This window comes from Candidatus Neomarinimicrobiota bacterium (genome assembly GCA_022567655.1).
GTDB lineage: Bacteria > Fidelibacterota > SORT01 > SORT01 > SORT01 > JADFGO01.
The window spans coordinates 1-18,695 of sequence record JADFGO010000038.1 but is presented as its reverse complement, the minus strand read 5'-3'; the positions used below and the strand labels follow the sequence as shown (position 1 = coordinate 18,695).

16 protein-coding genes and 4 tRNA genes are annotated in these 18,695 nt (G+C 47.2%); 10 read left to right on the top strand and 10 right to left on the bottom strand.

Features of this window, described 5'->3' with window-relative positions; translation table 11 throughout:
- Nucleotides 1-15: 15 nt before the first annotated feature.
- The 9 genes from rpsJ to IID12_05530 form a co-directional block, all read right to left on the bottom strand.
- Nucleotides 16-324 (bottom strand): 30S ribosomal protein S10, encoded by a 309-nt coding sequence (rpsJ, locus tag IID12_05570; GenBank protein MCH8288556.1) that lies wholly within the window; start codon nt 322-324, stop codon nt 16-18.
- A 9-nt stretch (nt 325-333) separates the two neighbouring features.
- Nucleotides 334-1,524, bottom strand: coding sequence for an elongation factor Tu (gene tuf / locus IID12_05565; protein MCH8288555.1), 1,191 nt, complete (start codon nt 1,522-1,524; stop codon nt 334-336).
- A gap of 64 nt (nt 1,525-1,588) precedes the next feature.
- Nucleotides 1,589-1,661: transfer RNA gene (locus IID12_05560), tRNA-Thr, on the bottom strand.
- A gap of 473 nt (nt 1,662-2,134) precedes the next feature.
- A tRNA-Gly gene (locus IID12_05555) sits at nt 2,135-2,205 on the bottom strand.
- A 17-nt stretch (nt 2,206-2,222) separates the two neighbouring features.
- A tRNA-Tyr gene (locus IID12_05550) sits at nt 2,223-2,305 on the bottom strand.
- A 7-nt stretch (nt 2,306-2,312) separates the two neighbouring features.
- Nucleotides 2,313-2,385: transfer RNA gene (locus tag IID12_05545), tRNA-Thr, on the bottom strand.
- Between the two features lie 151 nt (nt 2,386-2,536).
- Complete coding sequence (locus IID12_05540) at nt 2,537-3,352, bottom strand: cytochrome c (protein MCH8288554.1); 816 nt, start codon at nt 3,350-3,352, stop codon at nt 2,537-2,539.
- Between the two features lie 19 nt (nt 3,353-3,371).
- Entirely contained in the window at nt 3,372-4,808 is a 1,437-nt protein-coding gene (locus IID12_05535; protein MCH8288553.1) for a hypothetical protein, read from the bottom strand.
- A 67-nt stretch (nt 4,809-4,875) separates the two neighbouring features.
- On the bottom strand, nt 4,876-5,271 hold the full coding sequence (locus IID12_05530) for a hypothetical protein (GenBank protein MCH8288552.1): 396 nt from the start codon (nt 5,269-5,271) through the stop codon (nt 4,876-4,878).
- 991 nt (nt 5,272-6,262) lie between these two features.
- On the opposite strand from IID12_05530, the gene IID12_05525 reads away from it, so the two are divergent.
- Complete coding sequence (locus IID12_05525) at nt 6,263-6,757, top strand: hypothetical protein (GenBank protein MCH8288551.1); 495 nt, start codon at nt 6,263-6,265, stop codon at nt 6,755-6,757.
- A 307-nt stretch (nt 6,758-7,064) separates the two neighbouring features.
- Nucleotides 7,065-7,355, top strand: a complete 291-nt coding sequence (locus IID12_05520; protein MCH8288550.1) for an HU family DNA-binding protein — start codon at nt 7,065-7,067, stop codon at nt 7,353-7,355.
- 440 nt (nt 7,356-7,795) lie between these two features.
- Here the strand turns inward: IID12_05520 and IID12_05515 are convergent, their stop codons facing one another.
- Nucleotides 7,796-8,161, bottom strand: a complete 366-nt coding sequence (locus IID12_05515) for a TerB family tellurite resistance protein (GenBank protein MCH8288549.1) — start codon at nt 8,159-8,161, stop codon at nt 7,796-7,798.
- A gap of 691 nt (nt 8,162-8,852) precedes the next feature.
- Here IID12_05515 and IID12_05510 point away from each other — a divergent pair.
- From IID12_05510 to IID12_05475, 8 genes are all read left to right on the top strand, one after another.
- Nucleotides 8,853-11,729: a PAS domain S-box protein gene (locus IID12_05510; protein ID MCH8288548.1), complete on the top strand. Its 2,877-nt coding sequence runs from the start codon at nt 8,853-8,855 to the stop codon at nt 11,727-11,729.
- A 26-nt stretch (nt 11,730-11,755) separates the two neighbouring features.
- Nucleotides 11,756-12,181: an aminoacyl-tRNA hydrolase gene (gene arfB, locus IID12_05505; GenBank protein MCH8288547.1), complete on the top strand. Its 426-nt coding sequence runs from the start codon at nt 11,756-11,758 to the stop codon at nt 12,179-12,181.
- 950 nt (nt 12,182-13,131) lie between these two features.
- Nucleotides 13,132-13,605, top strand: a complete 474-nt coding sequence (gene mraZ / locus IID12_05500) for a division/cell wall cluster transcriptional repressor MraZ (GenBank protein MCH8288546.1) — start codon at nt 13,132-13,134, stop codon at nt 13,603-13,605.
- An 11-nt stretch (nt 13,606-13,616) separates the two neighbouring features.
- The gene (rsmH, locus tag IID12_05495; protein ID MCH8288545.1) at nt 13,617-14,561 is read left to right on the top strand and encodes a 16S rRNA (cytosine(1402)-N(4))-methyltransferase RsmH; all 945 of its coding nucleotides are present in this window, start codon (nt 13,617-13,619) and stop codon (nt 14,559-14,561) included.
- Nucleotides 14,562-14,897: a hypothetical protein gene (locus IID12_05490; protein MCH8288544.1), complete on the top strand. Its 336-nt coding sequence runs from the start codon at nt 14,562-14,564 to the stop codon at nt 14,895-14,897. It begins immediately after the preceding gene.
- Complete coding sequence (locus tag IID12_05485; protein MCH8288543.1) at nt 14,890-16,914, top strand: PASTA domain-containing protein; 2,025 nt, start codon at nt 14,890-14,892, stop codon at nt 16,912-16,914. Before IID12_05490 ends, IID12_05485 begins: the two co-directional genes overlap by 8 nt.
- Nucleotides 16,911-18,389 carry a UDP-N-acetylmuramoyl-L-alanyl-D-glutamate--2,6-diaminopimelate ligase gene (locus IID12_05480; protein ID MCH8288542.1) on the top strand — a complete coding sequence of 493 codons (1,479 nt, stop codon included), beginning with the start codon at nt 16,911-16,913 and terminating at the stop codon, nt 18,387-18,389. The genes IID12_05485 and IID12_05480 overlap by 4 nt, the downstream gene beginning before the upstream one ends.
- A 66-nt stretch (nt 18,390-18,455) precedes the next feature.
- Nucleotides 18,456-18,695, top strand: a 240-nt coding sequence (locus IID12_05475; protein MCH8288541.1) for a hypothetical protein, incomplete at its 3' end; no start/stop codon positions are given.

The window sequence follows — 18,695 nt, the reverse complement described above, 5'->3', positions numbered from 1 at the left end:
ATCAGACCGGCCATTTCAGACCTTTATCTCAATATCTACACCCGACGGAAGGTCGAGCTTCATCAGTGCGTCAACGGTTTTAGGAGTGGAATTCAAGATGTCCAACAACCGCTTATGGATTTTCGTCTGAAACTGCTCTCTCGATTTTTTATTTACATGCGGAGAGCGAAGAACCGTAATTATCGTTCTGCGCGTCGGGAGAGGGATTGGACCGGACACAACAGCTCCGGTTGATCTTGCCGTCTTCATAATCAACGCTGTGGATTTATCCACAAGCTTATGATCATAGGCTTTGAGCCTGATTCTTATTGTCTGTCCCGCCATTTAATATCCCTATTCTATTATCTCTGTTACTACGCCTGCGCCGACTGTATGTCCGCCCTCGCGGATTGCGAACCTGAGTTCCTTCTCCATTGCGATTGGCGATATCAATTCAACTTCAAGGTTCACGTTATCGCCCGGCATTACCATCTCGCTCCCATCGGGAAGCTTCACAAGACCCGTTACGTCCGTTGTGCGGAAGTAAAACTGCGGTCTGTAACCTTTGAAGAACGGCGTGTGACGACCGCCCTCGTCTTTCGACAGGATGTATATCTCGCCCCTGAACTTCGTATGAGGCTTGATCGAACCCGGTTTGGCTACTACCATTCCCCGCTTCAGGTATTCCTTGTCAACTCCGCGCATCAGGAGACCGACGTTATCGCCTGCCTCTCCACGGTCAAGAAGTTTCCTGAACATCTCAACACCTGTGATTGTCATCTTCTTATCCGCGTCAAGACCCACAAGCTCCATCTCGTCGCCTACCGTTACAACACCGCGCTCTATCCTGCCTGTGCCTACCGTTCCGCGCCCCGTTATTGAGAATACATCTTCTATAGGCAACAGGAACGGTTTATCTATCTCCCGCTCGGGTATGGGTATATAGGAATCAACTGCGTCAAGCAACTCCTGCAGGCATTTGGTCTTCTCAGCGTCATCAGGATTGTTAAGAGCGTCAAGCGCGCTGCCCTGTATTATCGGTATATCATCGCCCGGGAACTCGTACTTGTTGAGAAGCTCCCGCAGTTCAAGCTCTACGAGCTCGATAAGCTCCGGGTCGTCAACCATATCGGTTTTATTTAAAAATACAACTATGGAGGGGACGTTGACCTGACGGGCTAAAAGCACATGCTCTCTCGTCTGAGGCATAGGACCGTCAGCCGCGGATACTACCAAGATAGCGCCGTCCATCTGGGCGGCTCCCGTTATCATATTCTTGATATAGTCGGCATGACCGGGGCAATCTACGTGAGCGTAATGACGCTCTTCCGTCTCATACTCAACGTGCGCCGTGGCGATAGTGATGCCGCGCTCTTTCTCTTCAGGCGCGTTATCTATGGAATCAAACGAACGTTCGTCCGCTAAACCTTTCTTACTCAAATACATTGTAATGGCGCTGGTCAGTGTGGTCTTACCGTGATCCACATGACCGATCGTTCCGATGTTTACGTGTGGCTTAGTCCTCTCATACTTTTCCTTAGCCATCTATCTCCTCCTCGCCTGACCCGTTTCGCGCAGGCTGCTGTTGTATTTCTCAGTCCAAGGTAAGAGCCCACGACCGGATTTGAACCGGTGACCCCGTCCTTACCAAGGACGTGCTCTACCGACTGAGCTACGTGGGCAAAATGCCCATCTAATTGTTTTCTCAGTAACCCTCTAACCCGCACCAAAACTACACGTGCAAGACAGCTTCAAAAGTTATATTACATACCCTTATCTGTCAAGCAAAAAAGCGCCTAAAATAAAATAATTTCAAGTTTTTTAGGCTTTTAATATGATAATCTGAAATCCTGCTTCTCCCCTCCTTTTTTCCGTCCTATTCCCTTCTAATTGGGAAAGAAAGAAGGGGTGATTCTCCCCTCCTTTCCCTGTCCGCATAGCATCATATCTACAGAACCATCTTCATCGTCCGGATTAATGTAGGGGACGCAGATCTGCGTCCCCTACCGCGTTCAACGGAAATTAATTAAGCAGGAACATCTTCCTCGTCTGGACGAATTCATCTAACCGCCAGACAGTTTGTCGGGCTGGGAACCCAGCGGAGTTGTCAGACCATTAGATTTATTTTAAATTCTCAAAGTCATTCTTAACTTAGAGCGGGAGACGGGAATCGAACCCGCATATCCGGCTTGGAAGGCCGGGGCTCTACCATTGAGCTACTCCCGCAGAACTAACAACTTCTGTGGAGGCGGATGGATTCGAACCACCGTAGGCATACGCCAACAGATTTACAGTCTGCCGCCTTTAACCACTCGGCCACGCCTCCTTTTGCGAGCCACCAGCAGGATTCGAACCCGCGACCTGAGGTTTACAAAACCCCTGCTCTTCCAACTGAGCTATGGTGGCTTTTACAGCTCAGTAATTTCATTCTGATTCGATATATAGTCAAGACAAAATTTCGGCGCCGGAGATCGGTTTTTCATTAAAAGATTAGCGAAACCGACTCCGTAAACAGGAGGTGATTTAATTCGATTTCAGATTTTAGGTTATGCGGCGCTCAATCGTTGCTGAGCGAGTAAATATAGTTCACTAAGTTCCAGAGCTCCTCATCCATGTCCTCAAAAGCATCCTGATAAGAGGGCATAGGGGTTCCGTCAAGGCCGCTTATGAGTGTGATATAGATAGCCTCCTGAGAAGAGCCTCTCCCATAGTTTTTTCCGATAGTGAGATCACGGGGTATCGAGATATTCCCGTCCTTATCTTTGAGCTCGTCCGCAGAAGGGCCGTCACCCCTTCCCGATTCACCGTGGCACTTCCAGCACTCGGCATCGATATAGAACTGCCTCCCGCGCATTATGCTTTCTCTCGTTACCCGGGGAGGCTCACTCACACTTATGACCGGAGGATTCTTTTCCTCAAGGAATTTATCCGAAAACGTCTTGATATAATGCACCAACCACCATCGCTGCTCCTCGGGCAAATCTTTCCACCTGATCATGGACGTACCGTGAATCCCTTTTGTGATGCTCTCGTACAGGTCCCAATCGGACGGGACAATTCCGCTGAGAGTCCGGCGGAACTTATATACTCCCTCGCTGAAATCCCTCGGCGCGGGAATAAGGAAATCGGCCGCAGGACCGTCTCCTTTTCCATCCAGTCCATGGCAATAAGCACATGTAACATCGTAGAGCTCCTTACCCTTACTAATCGCTTCCGCTGTCGGTTGACTATTCATTCCGTTGATCAATTCCTGTGAAAATGTGTCTGTCGAATCCAGGGCTGTAAATGCGAGCCCCGAAATAATCAGTAACCATTTCATATGACGTAACGGCGCTGATCTCTCTTTGCCGGTGTTATTTATTTTCCTGAACAATTTTATTCCTCCAATGATTTTAAAATGCGAGTACAAACATCGCCATGAACCAATTAGCGTCAACATCGAGTACCCTCCCGGCTGCACCGCTCGCCTTCCCTTCTGTCATATCGTCAAGCGGAGGATACCCAATCAGGTTGTCCTGAATTCCGGTCTCCAAAACTATGATGACATTCGGCTGAAAGTAGTAGCGTAAAGTTGCGGTATACATCTTTACACTGTTCTCGTCGCCGGTATTCGATAACAGCATCTGGTTCATCATTGGGTCTTCTAATTCAATCTGTTTATCGACGTTGACTATATCGTACTTGCCGGAGAACCAGATTTTCCTGAGGAATCGGTTGTCGGGAGATAATACCGAAAAAGGGAACTCCACTCCCGCAAATCCGCCTGAAAATTCGAAAGGCTGATCGCCGAATATCCGCCAGTCTATATCATCGTCCTTACCTCTTAACCATTGACCGAAAACGCTCAATCCCCTCGGAAAATCATACTTGAGGTCAAATCCTAATCTGGTAAAATTATCCGCCCTCACGCTCAAGTTTGACCCGCCGCCTATGTTTTGCCTTCCTTTATAATACAGAGCCCCTACCCTCAAACGGTCGTTCCGGTTGATAGCCGCCCTGAAGAATAAATCCTTGTCCTCGTTCGTATCGAGCAGATTGTTCGTTCCGTTGACAAACGCCACCTCGTAATCAAGGCGCAGCCTCATCGAACCGAGTCCGCCGTAAGCTGAAACTCCCAGCTGCCTCATATTGAGGTTGAAGCCGCCGGCCACCGGACTCAAAGAATAAACAAGGTTCGGGGACATCTCACTCGTCAGCTTCCTCAATGAGACAAACGGGACATCAAGGTGAAAGAATCCCAGCCTGACGTTGAGTTTGCCAGTATTCGAATTGGAAAAGAGATTGTTATACGTGATGAAAAATTGATGAAATTCCCAGTCCAGGTGTGTTCCGATACTCGCTACCGAACTGCCGCCGCCTGTTGAGCCGCCATGTCCGTCTTCCTCTTCTTCCCCTCCCGCTGTTATGTCAGCGTCTATGTGCATTTCTAAAAATGCTAAATAGGAAAGATGATCTCCCGCCGTTCCGCCGGAGAAGAGCTCGAAGGCGTTGTTGAAGGTATCGACGCTTAGCGTTTTACCGCTCGGTATGCCGGTGGTAGTTGCAACCGCCATGTTATTTGTCACGTTTTTTCTCATGAACATCGGATGCGGCATTCCTGATAACGGTAGAACGTCCTGCTGCCAGACAGGAGTCGGGTCCATCGTTCCGGGAGCCTGAAATCCGTTCCGGCGAAATGCCTCCCCGAATGCGTTTAATTTCGGGACAGCCGCATGACAGGTGAAGCAGCTCACACCATACTTCTTAGCAAACTGCGGTATTGAAAATCCACTATCTGTGAATGAAAAAAACACAAGTGATATCAACAAATACTTCGTCAGTTTCCTCAATGTCTAACTCCTTATTATATTAGTGGAAAAATCGTAATTGATTTGCCGCTTATTGTTCCCCTCCGGCTCAGTGGACCTCAATAATGAATTCTTTTTCTACCGTTTTACCCTCATGAGTGAAACTGCAGTGAAGCTCGTAAGTTGCTGCTGTCTCGAACACGTATTCGGCGCTATAGTGACCCATATGATCGGCTGACTCTACGAAGTCTAAATCGACTTCACCGGCGTCATTCGGAAGATGAATCTGACCGTGCATCGATAAACCGCCCATTCCGCCCGTATCATGTTCTTCCACGCTGATCTCCAGCTCAGTAGTGTCGCCTGCTGTTACAACCGCCGGAATTGTCGTAAGGGAGATTTCAAGTTCGCTATGCTCTTCTTCCGGGTCTTCAGCGCTTGAGCAGCCGAATAGAGCAAGACCGAGAGTAATTACAATTATGATGATTCCGTTTAACGGTTTCATTTTATTCTCCATAGTAGTATAACGGCGTTTTACACCCGGAATATCAATTACTGTGCCAGAACTAAATGGAAAACTGATTGTTTCCGCTAAATCCAATATTATTAAGGAAATAAGATTAGAGGATCAGTGTTTGTTTACTAATTCGAGCAGAGAAATATTCTTAAGAATGCGAAATTGTTTTTTCCATTATTTCTAATTTTAAGAATACTTATGTGACCCGTGTAACATGTGAATCACTGTTTTTTTGACCCTGCTCACAGATATGTCGTGTAAATCGCTTAAATAGTGTATAACGTGTCTTACGTCATATCAACTTATCTTCATACATATATCTTTGAGGCACAGAAGAGATAAGAAATAAGATAATTATGACAACAAAAATAAACAGAAGCGCAAGATTCGGATACGGATTCAATTATGGATTTCAGTGTCCAAAGATCCATGAAATTAATATTCAGACCGTTTAAAGCGATACAAAGGTAGAAGGGGTAACTCATGGGACAGCAACAATTACTTTTGATAGTACTCGGAACTATCATCGTAGGCGTGGCAGTGGTCGTGGGAATCAATATGTTCACAACGGGTGCTGTAAATGCGGAGCGAGATGCTTTGTTATAAGACGTCAATAACATTGCTTCAACAGCGGCTTCTTACTGGCGCAAACCTTCAGCATTAGGCGGCGGAAACAGGACGTTCGCGGGAGTCCCCAACGTGACGAGTTTTGGTGCGGATTCAACGAACGCCAACGGTAGTTTCGTGATGTCCGGTATTGCCAACTAGCCAGTTTGTACTCACTGCTACAGGTGCGAACGAAGGTGTGGTTATAGTAGCGACTATAACACAAGCCGGAGTTTCCGGCACACCAACTATTACTTTGCCATAAAGGATATGAGTTAACAGTTAACTGAATTTCTGATCCGGCGGTAGGACGCAGATCTGCCGCCGGAGACGAAGTCACCGATAACAGTAAGAATTAAAAGAGGAAAGCGCCATGAATGAAAACAAAACAACACTGATAGTATTGAGTTTAGCCATCTCCGGTATTTTAATCACAACAGTAATCGGATGGTACGTGATCCACCAGGTCCAAAAGGAAAACCAGGCGTTTCAGGAGAAAGTCTTCAGTCAGTATGAATATTTACTTGCTGATTTCGACATAGAACGTCGGGTTCTCCTAATGGAATTCAATAAACTTATGCAAGGAGTTCAGGAGATATCTCAAGCCTCCAAGGCTTACTGGAATACTCCCGTATCGAGAGGCATGGACGCGCCTAAATTCATCGGCGGATCGGACATCACCGCGTTCGCGTTAGATTCCACCTATGAATGGGGTACTTACGAGGTGGTAAATATAGAAAATGACCATTTTACACTGATCGCAAGAGGAAACTACACCGGATTGGAATTTTCAACTGTGATAAATAAGCATGGTATAGTTTCCTGGAAACCTGTGAAAATACCCGCATTAGATAGAGTAGGCAGATGAATCTGCTCTAAATTAGACTTCCCCAACAACCACACTGCCCCGCTGATTAAGGTTAATTTCATGGCGCACCCTATCGGCGGGGCAGATTCTTTTTAAGAGAAAAACTACGACCATATTTTCCGCTAAAGAATCAAATTGTGCAGTATATTGCCGTATTTAGAGCAAAGTGGCAGAATATTGCCGATATTATCACTAAATATCTAAAAAGAAGTTCCGAATCCCTGATATGCAGCCTTTGGTACGGCATTTGCTCTTGTTATTGACGCTTTAAAGTTACATCAATAATAGGAGAGGGAGGAGAGCGCAAATGGACGAAAAGGATCTCATCCATGCAGTAGCTTTGGAATGTGGCTTGTCCATGATTCAGACAGATAAAGTTCTTAATTCTTTAGCATCAAACATACAGATAGCGTTAAAGAATCAAGGAAGCGTTACCCTAAAAGGGTTAGGAACTTTTACAACTTCGGTTCAATCGAAGATAGCGGAAAGCAATCCCATGACCGGGGAGACGATTAGATACTCCATTACTCATGTCCCTGAGTTTCAACCGGTAAAAGAACTGCTGACTCCGGTAGAAGACCGACTTAGTCTGGATTAGCTCTCCCGGCTCCTCTCACTTTTTTATAATAGCCATCCTGTATTTTCGGTACTGCACGGCTATCGTTATCGCAATTTCTGGAGACAAAATTTCCCTCAAATGTAAGAGGCGAAGTCCCGATCCGAAGGTCACGAAGGACTCCCTTGGAGAGTCTCTTCGATAATTCGTCCGGCAGCCCGTCAGGAGCCACGGTATCCGGACTCGGAATGTCGCGCACTGACTGCCACAAATACGCCCTCCTTTTCAAGGAGGGGCATGGGGTGGTTTCTATTAAGAAAATTCCTATTAATCCCCTCTAAAGATGGGTGGCAGTTTATCCCGATTCTGTGTCGGGAGGGTGTGTAAAGAACCGCCCTGCATCCGGACAGGATTCTTCGTCATCCGCCAGCTGGCGGACTCCGCAGAACGACAGCATTTATTGTGGCGATGTCCCCAATCGCTTAATCGAATTCCATCCTTTTTTTGACTGTATCGATGACTTTTAATTCCATTTGATGATAGTCGGAATCCGCCAACGCTATCTCATAGAGAGATAGCAAAAGCATATTTTTCATTTCGCTTTCAAGATCAGGTAATGCCACCATACACCTTCTTCCGTAAATTAAAGCCTCTTCGATGTTCATTTTTGAAAAATCATCGAGTTCTCTTATGACGTCTTCCTCAGAAATGCCGTTCCTTTTGGTTACCTCTCTCAGCTTGTTAAGCTGCCGAAGGTCAATTTTCTCATCACATCCCGCTATCGCTATACATAGCCCTATAAACGCCTTTTCGGGCTTAAATATTCTATCCGCTTCTATCAGGTTCAATTTCTTCTTAATCCTCCTTCCAAACCAAGTTAATCGAGCATTTGGATTTTATTGTGTTCTGTATCAAAGAATTAAGACTAACAATATATATTTCAATACGTTACCTCTGTATTCTAATAGGGGATTTCTTCACAATTAGAAATGTATTGGGGTCTTTTAGCCCGGTCCCGAAGCTTCGGGACCGGGACTAATAGTTGCCTATCCTCACTTCTCACGCCGTTCACGGCGTTACTCCGGATAGCGGAAGGGCGTAAACGCCCTCGGGTTCTCATCAGTTATTATCACCCAGCCATAAATGGCTGGGCTACCAAATTCCTGACCGCCACAAATATCCCCTCCTTCCTCTGTCCGACTCCAGCCCGCCCGTCTGACCGCTTGCCGGGCAGGACATCGGTCTGGCGGGGATGCCAGGCGGGCAAGGAGGGGAAGACAAGGGATGGTTTCTCATTAAAATCCCATCTAATAAGATAAATATTCCGGGAATACCCCTGATATTTGAGAGTGAACACTTCTTAATATTTCTTCTTTCAAATCTCTATAATATTTGATATATTCAGCATTATTGATTTTTCATTCCGGAATTATGCAGCATTGTGAATTGGACAGCAACAGTAATTGGTTATCATATTATGCATGATAAAAACGTTCACATATATAAACACTATCGGGATTTTTCCAGCGAGGCAGCGGAATGACTGATATTGAAAGAACCAGGGCTGAGTTGGAGGAAGTGATCGAGGCTCTCCGGAACGAATTTGTCGGTGATTCAGCCGTTGAGCAGGATGCGGAAGAAGAATTCAGTATCTCCGACATTCAGGATGAGCGTCTTGAGGCGATATTCGAATTGGCTCCCGATGCATATTATTTGTATGACCTTAAGGGAAGATTTGTCGACGGAAACCGGATGGCGGAGAAGCTAACGGGGTATAAGCGAGAAGAACTGATAGGAAAAAGCTTCCTCAGCCTCAGTCTCCTTTCAAAGTCGGATATTCTTAAAGCCGCTAAACTTCTGATTCAAAATATGAGAGGGAAGCCTACCGGCCCTGATGTATTTACTTTTATTCGCTCGGATAACACAAGTATAGACTTAGAAGTCAGAACATACCCCGTGAAGATCGAGGGGAAAAGGCTTGTGCTCGGAATAGCAAGAGACGTCACTGAACGAAAACAGATTGAAGATGAAATTCGAACGCTCAACCGGACTCTTGAGAATAAAGTCTTGCAGGCGACAAAAGAACTCAAAGCCGCAAACAAGCAGCTTCATTCGGATATAAAGAGCAGGCTCAAGAAGGACAAGGAAGTAAAAGAGCAGGAGGAACACTTCAGGCATATCATCGACCACGCCAATGATCTGATCTACAACACCGACAAGAAAGGGAATATAACATTTTTCAATCCTACCGCGGTGAAGATCATGAGGCGTTCTGAAGAAGAATTAAAAGGAATAAATTATCTCGAACTAATAAGGAAAGATTATAAGAAAAAAGCCGAGGATTTTTACAAAGCTCAGATGAAGGAAGTAACCCCGAATACCTACTTCGAATTTCCCGCGGTAAGGGGCGACGGCTCAGAAATTTGGTTAGGCCAGAACGTTCAACCGATAATAAAAAATGGAAAACTTAAGGGTTTTCAAGCGTTTGCGAGGGATGTTACAGACCGCAAACGAACCGAGATCGCACTGAAAGAGAGCGAAAGACGGTACAGAGCGATCTTCGAAGATTCGAGAGATGTAATATACATCACCGGTCCCGATGGATACTTTATAGAAATAAACCAATCAGGACTTGATCTCTTCGGGTACACACGCGATGAAATAATGAAGATAAACGCCCGTGATATCTATCTGCATCCGGAAGACCGGGAGGATTTTGTCAGAGAGCTTGAGAGAAACGGTTACGTCCTTGATTACGAACTTAAACTGAAGCGGAGAGACGGCACGTCCATCGACTGCCTGCTATCTTCAACCATCCGCCCGTCATCCGACGGTAAGGTGCTGAGATATCAAGGAATTATAAGAGACATAACCGAACACAAAAAAGCTGAAGAAGCCCTCCTCGAGACGGAAAGAAGATTCCGCGAACTACTTGAAAACCTGAAAATGATCGCTGTACTGCTTGACCTTGAAGGGAAAATAGTCTTTTGCAACGATTTTGTCTCCGAACTTACAGGGCATGATAAAGCAGAACTGCTCGGCAAGAACTGGTTCGATATCTTCGTTCCTGAAGATGAACGGGAAATGAGAAGAACAGAGTTCAGAGACAACATAAAGTCCGGGACTATTCCGATACACCATGAAAATGTAATTATCACGAAGGAAAACAAGAGAAGGAATATTTCCTGGACGAACACTACTCTGAAGGATTCCGGCGGTAATGTATTCGGCACAGCCAGTATCGGTTCTGATATGACCGATAGGCTCAAAGCCGAAGAACAGCTCCGGCATGCTCAGCGGATGGAAGTAATCGGAAAACTTGCCGGAGGTATCGCTCACGATTTTAACAACGCCCTGACACCGATCCTTGCACTCTCTCAGATGCACCTTTCAAGGCTTTCGGATGACGACCCCGTCAAAAAGGCGCTGAGTACGATAAACAAGAGCGCAACACGGGCTACAAAACTTACGTCAAGGCTGATGGCTTTCGGCAGGAAACAGGTTCTGGAACCCCATGTTTTAAATATCAATACCACGCTGATGTCGATCGGGGATCTGTTACAACGATCCGTCGGCGATGATGTTAGACTGAAGATAAAGCCGGGCGCGGGATTGTGGAACGTCAAAGCCGATCCGATACAAATGGAACAGGTACTTCTTAATCTTGCCATAAATGCAAAAGATGCGCTTGGGAGTTCGGGACAGGTTACTATAAACACAGAGAATTATACTCTAAACCGTTCTTCTTCAAAATATAGCCTCGATCTTGATCCCGGAGAGTACGTGTTGATATCGGTTATCGACGACGGACCGGGAATTGAAGATGAAATTAAACAGTATATTTTTGAGCCTTTTTTCACCACTAAGGAAATGGGACAGGGAACCGGACTCGGTCTGTCGGTCGCGTATGGCATTATCAAACAACATGATGGCGAAATCATTTGCGAGAGCCAGGTAGGATCCGGCACAACCTTCAAGATTTTCCTGCCGCGAGTTGACAAACCCGTCGAGGAAGTAAAGCATGAAGCGGTTCAGGAAGACCTGCGGGGAGAAGAAACTATTCTACTCGTCGAGGACGACGACGAAGTCAGAGAGGTATTAAGGGAAATCTTAAAGGACATCGGGTACCTCGTTATCGAAGCTGCGGATGATAAACAGGCTACCAAGATTTCGAAGAAATTCAATAATGAAATTCATCTACTCCTGACCGACCTTATACTTCCGGGCTTGAACGGGAGAGAGCTTTCCGAGAAACTCGCCGAAAAAAGAAGTGATATGAAAGTACTTTTCATATCCGGTTATTCGGAAGACGTAATCGCAAAACACGGTATTCTCGATGAAGGACTCTCCTTTCTGCAAAAACCTTTTACCGCTTCTCTGCTGAGTAAAAAAGTCCGGGAAGTCCTCGACGGTTAATGTAACTCTCCGCCTCCGAATAAGTTATGCTCCGAATCAATTCTGAAATTTCTATCAGTGATAATGAAATCAGTTTCGGTTTTAGCCGCTCTTCCGGTCCCGGCGGGCAGAACGTCAACAAGGTCTCCACTGCCGTCCAGCTCAGGTTTGATATAACGGACTCCCCTTCCCTGCCGGATGACGTCAAAAATCGTTTGATAAAACTCGCCGGGAACAGAGTAACAGACGACGGTATCCTCTTGATTGACGCCCGGCGTTCACGCTCACAGTCCCAGAACCGTGAAGACGCGCTCGAACGGCTGAAAAATCTCATACTCAAAGCCCTTTATAAGCCTAAACAACGCAAAAAAACCAGACCGACGGCGGCATCGAAAGAAAAACGGCTGAAACAAAAGAAAGCGCGCAGCAAACTAAAAGACTCCCGCAAGCGGGTTGACGAAACTGATGATTGAAACCGATAGGGAACGATTATGTGCGGTCAGGATAAATCCTGACTCGCACTTACGTCATCGCGAGGAGTCCCGAAGCTTCGGGATCGGGACGAAGAAGCCTGCCCGACTAATGTCAGGCCTGTCCGACAGCCAAGCGGGCGGGCGATCACATGAATTCGAGGCGGAGATAGTTTTATTGTCTCCACAAATGTAGAGGACGCAGATCTGCGTCCCCCTCGGATGCGGTCATTGTTTGTGTCAAGAAATCCCGTCCGATTGTAGGAGCACACCTCCCCGCCAGACCAATGTCGGGCTGGTCATTAGAGGGGATCTTATCACATCCTTGATGTGATGATGTGTAGAGAAGGGTTTGTGTCGAAGACACTCCTTCGGAAAAACCCTCCCTTATCCGCGGGCAATTCCTGAATTGCCCCTACAAACTCCCTCTTAGTGTAGCGCAATCACCCTGAGCGGAGTCGAAGGGTGCCTGCGTTATTCCGCCGGAAATCGGGGATTATCCCTATGAAGAAATAAAACCATTAAAATGGTTTTGCATTTTTAATCCTCCAATTAACCCCTGACTTAAGTCAGGGGTCAATGATATCTCCGAGAAACCAATTCAACCGTTTCAACGGTTTTTATGTGCGGTCAGGGCAAGCCCTAACCCGCACTCAATAATACTTTCCGGCTCTTTCCGAATAACGGATCGTACAGGTCAGACCCCTTAAACCATTTCCTTAACTGAATCAGACTAAAATCAATAGAATTACATTAGAACATCGGGTAGTTAGAGTAAATAATTCAAAATAATCTATTCCCTGAAAGCGTTATTTATAAAGGGTTTTTCTCTCAATTAGGGATAATAATTCAAATATATATCACTTTTTCCTTGACACTAGATGGGTAATAGTGTATGTTCAGGGGTAGTTGTGGGTAATTAAACCTTTTTAACACAAAAAAAGCGGTGAAAAATGACACCTGAACCTAATTCTTTTTTAGGAGAATATCGTTACACGATAGACGAAAAAGGTCGTGTCAACATACCCGCGCCGTTCAGAAAGATACTCCACCCTGCTAATAACAAGACTTTCGTAGTAACTAAGAGTATTGCCAAAGATAAATGTCTCGTCGCAATGCCGTTTGAAGATTGGCTGCAGTTCGAAGAAAATCTGATTCGAAAACTACTCAGGATGAACCCGGTCGACCAGCGATGGTTGAGAGATCTGGCTCGATACGCAACAGTTTGCAGGCACGACAGCCAGGGCAGGATAACTATACCCCAAAACCTTCTCGACGTCGCCGGCTTGAAAAAGGAGGCTGTAATCATCGGAATGCTGAAACAAATAGAGATTTGGGACCCGGAAGAGCTTGAAAAGAAGAGTTCGGACGAGGAACAATTGTCCGAGGAACAATTGGCGGCTCTTGCCGAAAAGATAGTTTTATAGTTGATGCCGCCATGGGGCACGACGACAACGTTGATTCGTGGCACACCCCTGTAATGGCGGATGAAGTAAAGAACTTACTTATTACGAACCCCGACGGGGTTTACATAGACGGTACGATAGGAGGAGGAGGACACGCTGGTAGAATCCTCGAATCCTTAAGCAGTAAAGCACTTTATGTGGGTATAGACAAAGATGCGACAGCAGTTGAACGGTGCAAAAAACGATTTACAGATTCCCCGACACCGACAAAGGTGTTCCAGGGTAACTTCGCGATGATGACCGGGATCGCCGACCGGTTGGGCATTGAGGGCGTTGACGGCGTCCTGTTCGACCTCGGCGTTTCCTCCGCACAAATAGACAAACCCGAACGCGGCTTCTCCTTCTCTTCAGACGGTCCGCTCGACATGAGGATGGATCAAGGTTCGGGATTCCCGGCGCACGAACTCCTTAATTCACTGACAGAAAAGGAGTTAGCGGATTTGATTTATGAATACGGTGAGGAGAGGCACAGCAGGAAAATAGCCTCGGCAATCTTGCAGGCTCACCGAATTTCTCCGGTTAATACGACCTCCGAACTTGCTTCAATAGTGGAAAGAGTGATTATGGGTAAGATGAAAACCAAATCGCTCGCAAGGGTATTTCAGGCGCTGCGAATCGCGGTAAACGATGAATTGACGAGTCTCTCTGACGGACTCGTCTCTGCCGTTGACTTATTGAGGAAGGGCGGCAGGATAGTCGTCCTCTCTTACCACTCGCTTGAAGACAGGATAGTCAAAAGGTTTTTCAGGGAGCAAGCGACTGATTATATATACGATCCGGCGGCTCCTGTCGACCAACCGGCAGGTACAAGACGCTTGAAGATCCTCACTAAAAAAGTCATGAGGCCTTCGGATTCAGAGGTTAAAAACAATCCGCGCTCACGGAGCGCGCGGCTAAGGGCAGCAGAGAGGATTTGAATGGCTAAAATCAGGATACCGTCCAAAAAAACGAAGAAAGAGGCTTCGGCGTTCACTTTCGTAATGGTTACGATCTTCGCTTTCGGTCTGATGATAGGCTATGTGCGGCTGAACAACGAGGTAACGTCCACCCTCAACCGGATCTCCCAACTGAGTAAAGAGTCGGTGCATAAGAAGGCGTCGATTAAACTGCTCAAAGCCGAGGTAGCGATTCTCTCGCGGGCGGACAGGATAACGAGTTTCGCACGGGAGAATCTGAGCATGGTTTTTCCGGCTCCACAATCTATAACACTCGCCGCAAAGTTAAATTTGAATAGTGTAACTCCCTATGAGTAAGCCATTTAAAACTATAAGCGAAAGTATAACTATTAGTGTAATGACGAGAGGCACCAGAGTCAGGCTTGGATTTTTATCAGTGCTTACTCTCGCTGTGTGGCTCTTGATAATGGCGAAACTATTCTGGATTCAGGTTATAAATCACGAGGACCTTCTCTCCGTCCGCGACAGTTATTATAAACAGGAAATACTGCTTGAAGCCGAAAGAGGCGTCATTACGGACAGGAACGGTACTCCACTGACAATGAACCTCCCTCATTTTGACATCGGCGCCCACCCTCCCGTTGTAGAGAACCCGAAACTCATAGCGAAATCTTTCAGCGAGCTGTTCGGTAAACCCGAATCCTATTATTCCGAAAAACTTTCAAGCAGTAAAAACTTCGTATGGATGGAGCGGAAAGTTGCTCCCGCTGCCGGACTCAACATTATAGCAAGGGATTTTAAGGGTATATCGGCTATAAAACAGTCGAAGAGGTACTATCCATACGGCGACATCGGAGCGCAGACGATCGGGTTCACCGACGTTGATAATCTTGGCATCGAAGGAATAGAGAAATCTTATGACGATTTCCTCCGCGGCGTTGACGGCAGGAAAATCTTTCAGATCGACGGAAAAGGAAGAGATATATCCGGACTGCTCTCCCGAACGACCGAACCTGTGCCCGGCGGTGAAGTCCGTTTAACGATAGACCTCGAATACCAGACGATACTGCAGGAGGAGCTGAACAGCGCTTATTTGAAAACAAAGGCTGATAGGGTAACAGGAATTCTGCTTCAGCCGCAAACCGGCGATCTGCTTGCCGTCGGCAGCGCCCCCGGATTCACTCCGAACGACCGCACAAGTTATCCGGTGGCGAATTTCAGGAACAGCGCGATCACCGATACGTACGAACCCGGTTCAACTTTCAAAATAGTAACCGCGACCGCCGCCATAGCAAATAATCTTTACACTGAGTCCGACCTGATTTTTTGCGAAAACGGAAAAATTAACATAGCGAACGTCTCAATAACCGATCACAAGCCGTATGGATGGCTCACTTTCGAGCAGGTGTTTTATAATTCAAGCAACGTCGGTGTGATAAAGATAGCGCAGAACGTAGGGCGGGCGGGCATCTTCAATACCGCGAGAGCGTTCGGTTTCGGAACGAAGACGGGTATTTCGCTCGACGGGGAGGCGACGGGTATATTACGCGAGATGAAGAAATGGTCCCACCTTTCGCTCGCTGAAATCGCCATAGGATACGAGGTATCGGTCTCCCCTTTGCAGCTTGCGATGGCATACGCCGCGGCGGCAAACGGAGGATATCTTCTCCGTCCGAGAATCATACTCTCCGCTACCTCCGGCGACGGCACAAGAAACTTCTCCGATGACATTACCGTTATCAGGCGCGTCATGGAACCCGAGACAGCCGCTAAGCTGAAAGAGCTGCTGCTCGGTGTGGTCACAGTGGGTACCGGAAAGAAAGCGTATATAGAAGGTTTCAGGGTCGCCGGGAAAACCGGCACATCCCAGAAGCTCATAGACGGAAAATATTCAAACGAGTATTACGCCTCGTTCGTAGCGTTCCTCCCCGCCGACGATCCCAAATTTCTATGTCTTGTCATGGTCGATAATCCGAGGACTAACCTGCCGTACGGCGGTGAAGTGGCGGCGCCGGTGGTTAAAAATATCTTTACGAGAATTGCGAATTCAAACCCCCGGCTGATAACCTCTAAACCTCCGAGAAAGATTGAGAGAATAGACGGCAATAAAGAGAGCCGCATAATTTACGCATCTCAGCCGGTAAGCCTGGCGACGGTCAGTTTCAATCAGCCCAAGCGTGAAATAAGAAAATTTGACGTTATGCCGGATATAACCGGTTTGAGTCTCAGAGCCGCGCTGAAGATTCTTGGAGAATATAATCTGAACGCAAAGTTCTCCGGCGGCGGAGTAGTGCTTCGTCAGAACCCTGCGGTGGGAAAGTCTATACGCGCGGGAAATCTGGTTTTACTAACGATGGAGAACGCCCCGGAGTGAGCGTCACGCACTCGCTACACGAAATTATGAAAGGAATTGAGCATACCCAAATAACAGGAGGCGACGTCGAGGTGAAAGGGATTTCATACGATTCGCGGACACTCACGAAGGGCGAAGTATATTTTGCTCTCGAAGGGGAAAACTTCCACGGCGCTGAATTTATTCCCGGAGCAGTCGAGAGAGGTTGCAGCGCTGTAGTTTCTTATGAGATAGGCGAAACGGTTCCCTCTGTGCCGACATTGAAAGCGGTCGATTCCCGCCTTGCTCTCGCCCTTGCGTCATCCGCTTTCTACGGACATCCCTCAAAAGAACTGAAACTCGTCGGAATAACGGGCACAAACGGCAAAACTTCCGTCTCGCATATCCTGCGACATCTCCTGCAGGATTCCGGGAATCAAACCGCACTGCTCGGAACAATCGGGAACGATTATGGCCAGGGGCTCGAAAAATTCCCTCTGACCACCCCCGAAGCGCCCGAGCTGAACCGGTTTCTCCGAAAAGCGGTTAATGCGGGCTCTACGCACGCCGTGATGGAAGTATCATCCCACAGTCTTATCAAGAAGAGGACCGCCGGGCTCGATTTCGACGTTGCTGTTTTCACGAACCTCACACACGACCATCTCGACTTTCACGGCGATTTCGATTCGTACAAGGCCGCAAAAGGAATGCTCTTTGAGGGCTTGAAAGACACCGCGGTCTCAATACTGAACGAAGACGACAATGCGTTCGATTACATTAGTTCCGTCGCCCGGACGAAAATCCTTACGTATTCTATGATAAACAATTCCGCTGATTTTTTTGCGGTCAGGGAGCCGGCGAACGGTGAACAGAATAAACGAGTGAAATTATATTTCTCCGGCGAAAAACAAGTGATCGACTCTCCTTTAACAGGCGAATTTAACGTTTATAATCTCCTTGCCGCGTGCGCGGCAGCGGCTTCATTAGGCGTCAGTCCGAGTGAGATTGCAAAAAGCCTGAGCTCTCTCCCGCAGATTCCCGGAAGATTGGAACGGATCGATTCGCCCGAAGGCGTCATCGTACTGATAGATTACGCCCATACACCCGACGCTCTTAAAAACGCGATGAAAGCAGCACGGGAACTCGTAACTCCTTCCGGTGGGAAGCTTATAACTCTTTTCGGCTGCGGCGGAGACAGGGACGTGGAAAAGCGGCCGCTGATGGGTGAACTCTCCTCCACCCTCTCCGATTTGACTGTCATCACATCCGACAACCCCCGGAGCGAACCTCCCGATGTGATTATCAAGGATATCGAGAAGGGTATGAAAAGCGGAGCGCAGTTCAGATCTATCGAAGACAGGAGGATGGCGATCGTGTATTCTCTCGAAGAAGCCTCCTCGGGTGACGTTGTGCTGATAGCGGGGAAAGGTCATGAGGATTATCAGGAGATAGGCGGCAAAAAGAACCCCTTCAGCGACCGTGATATCGTAAATGAATTACTCAAGAAGGCGGAGTGAACGGATGAGTATTACACAACATATAAAACCCACACTAAGAGTGTGGCGCAGTCATCAGGCGACAGCATGATGCCTGCGAATTCCGACATCGACAGAGATGTAGGGACAATTCACGAATTGTCCGGAAGTGTAACACCCCCCGTCTTCGCCTACAGCGAATCCACCCCCCTCAAGGGGGGAAATAATGCATTTCCGTGGCGTTCAGGGCTTGCCCGTCTGAACAGCATAGCCGGACAGGCCCTGATGCCGAATGGGATTCTTCGCTCCGCTCAGAATAACAGCGTTAGGATGAACAAAGAGAGCTCG

Coding starts and splice junctions, on each gene's coding strand:
- rpsJ (MCH8288556.1), bottom strand. CDS start 324: ATGGCGGGACAGACAATAAGAATCAGGCTCAAAGCCTATGATCATAAG.
- tuf (MCH8288555.1), bottom strand. CDS start 1,524: ATGGCTAAGGAAAAGTATGAGAGGACTAAGCCACACGTAAACATCGGA.
- IID12_05530 (MCH8288552.1), bottom strand. CDS start 5,271: ATGAAACCGTTAAACGGAATCATCATAATTGTAATTACTCTCGGTCTT.
- IID12_05525 (MCH8288551.1), top strand. CDS start 6,263: ATGAATGAAAACAAAACAACACTGATAGTATTGAGTTTAGCCATCTCC.
- IID12_05520 (MCH8288550.1), top strand. CDS start 7,065: ATGGACGAAAAGGATCTCATCCATGCAGTAGCTTTGGAATGTGGCTTG.
- IID12_05510 (MCH8288548.1), top strand. CDS start 8,853: ATGACTGATATTGAAAGAACCAGGGCTGAGTTGGAGGAAGTGATCGAG.
- arfB (MCH8288547.1), top strand. CDS start 11,756: ATGCTCCGAATCAATTCTGAAATTTCTATCAGTGATAATGAAATCAGT.
- mraZ (MCH8288546.1), top strand. CDS start 13,132: ATGACACCTGAACCTAATTCTTTTTTAGGAGAATATCGTTACACGATA.
- rsmH (MCH8288545.1), top strand. CDS start 13,617: ATGGGGCACGACGACAACGTTGATTCGTGGCACACCCCTGTAATGGCG.
- IID12_05490 (MCH8288544.1), top strand. CDS start 14,562: ATGGCTAAAATCAGGATACCGTCCAAAAAAACGAAGAAAGAGGCTTCG.
- IID12_05485 (MCH8288543.1), top strand. CDS start 14,890: ATGAGTAAGCCATTTAAAACTATAAGCGAAAGTATAACTATTAGTGTA.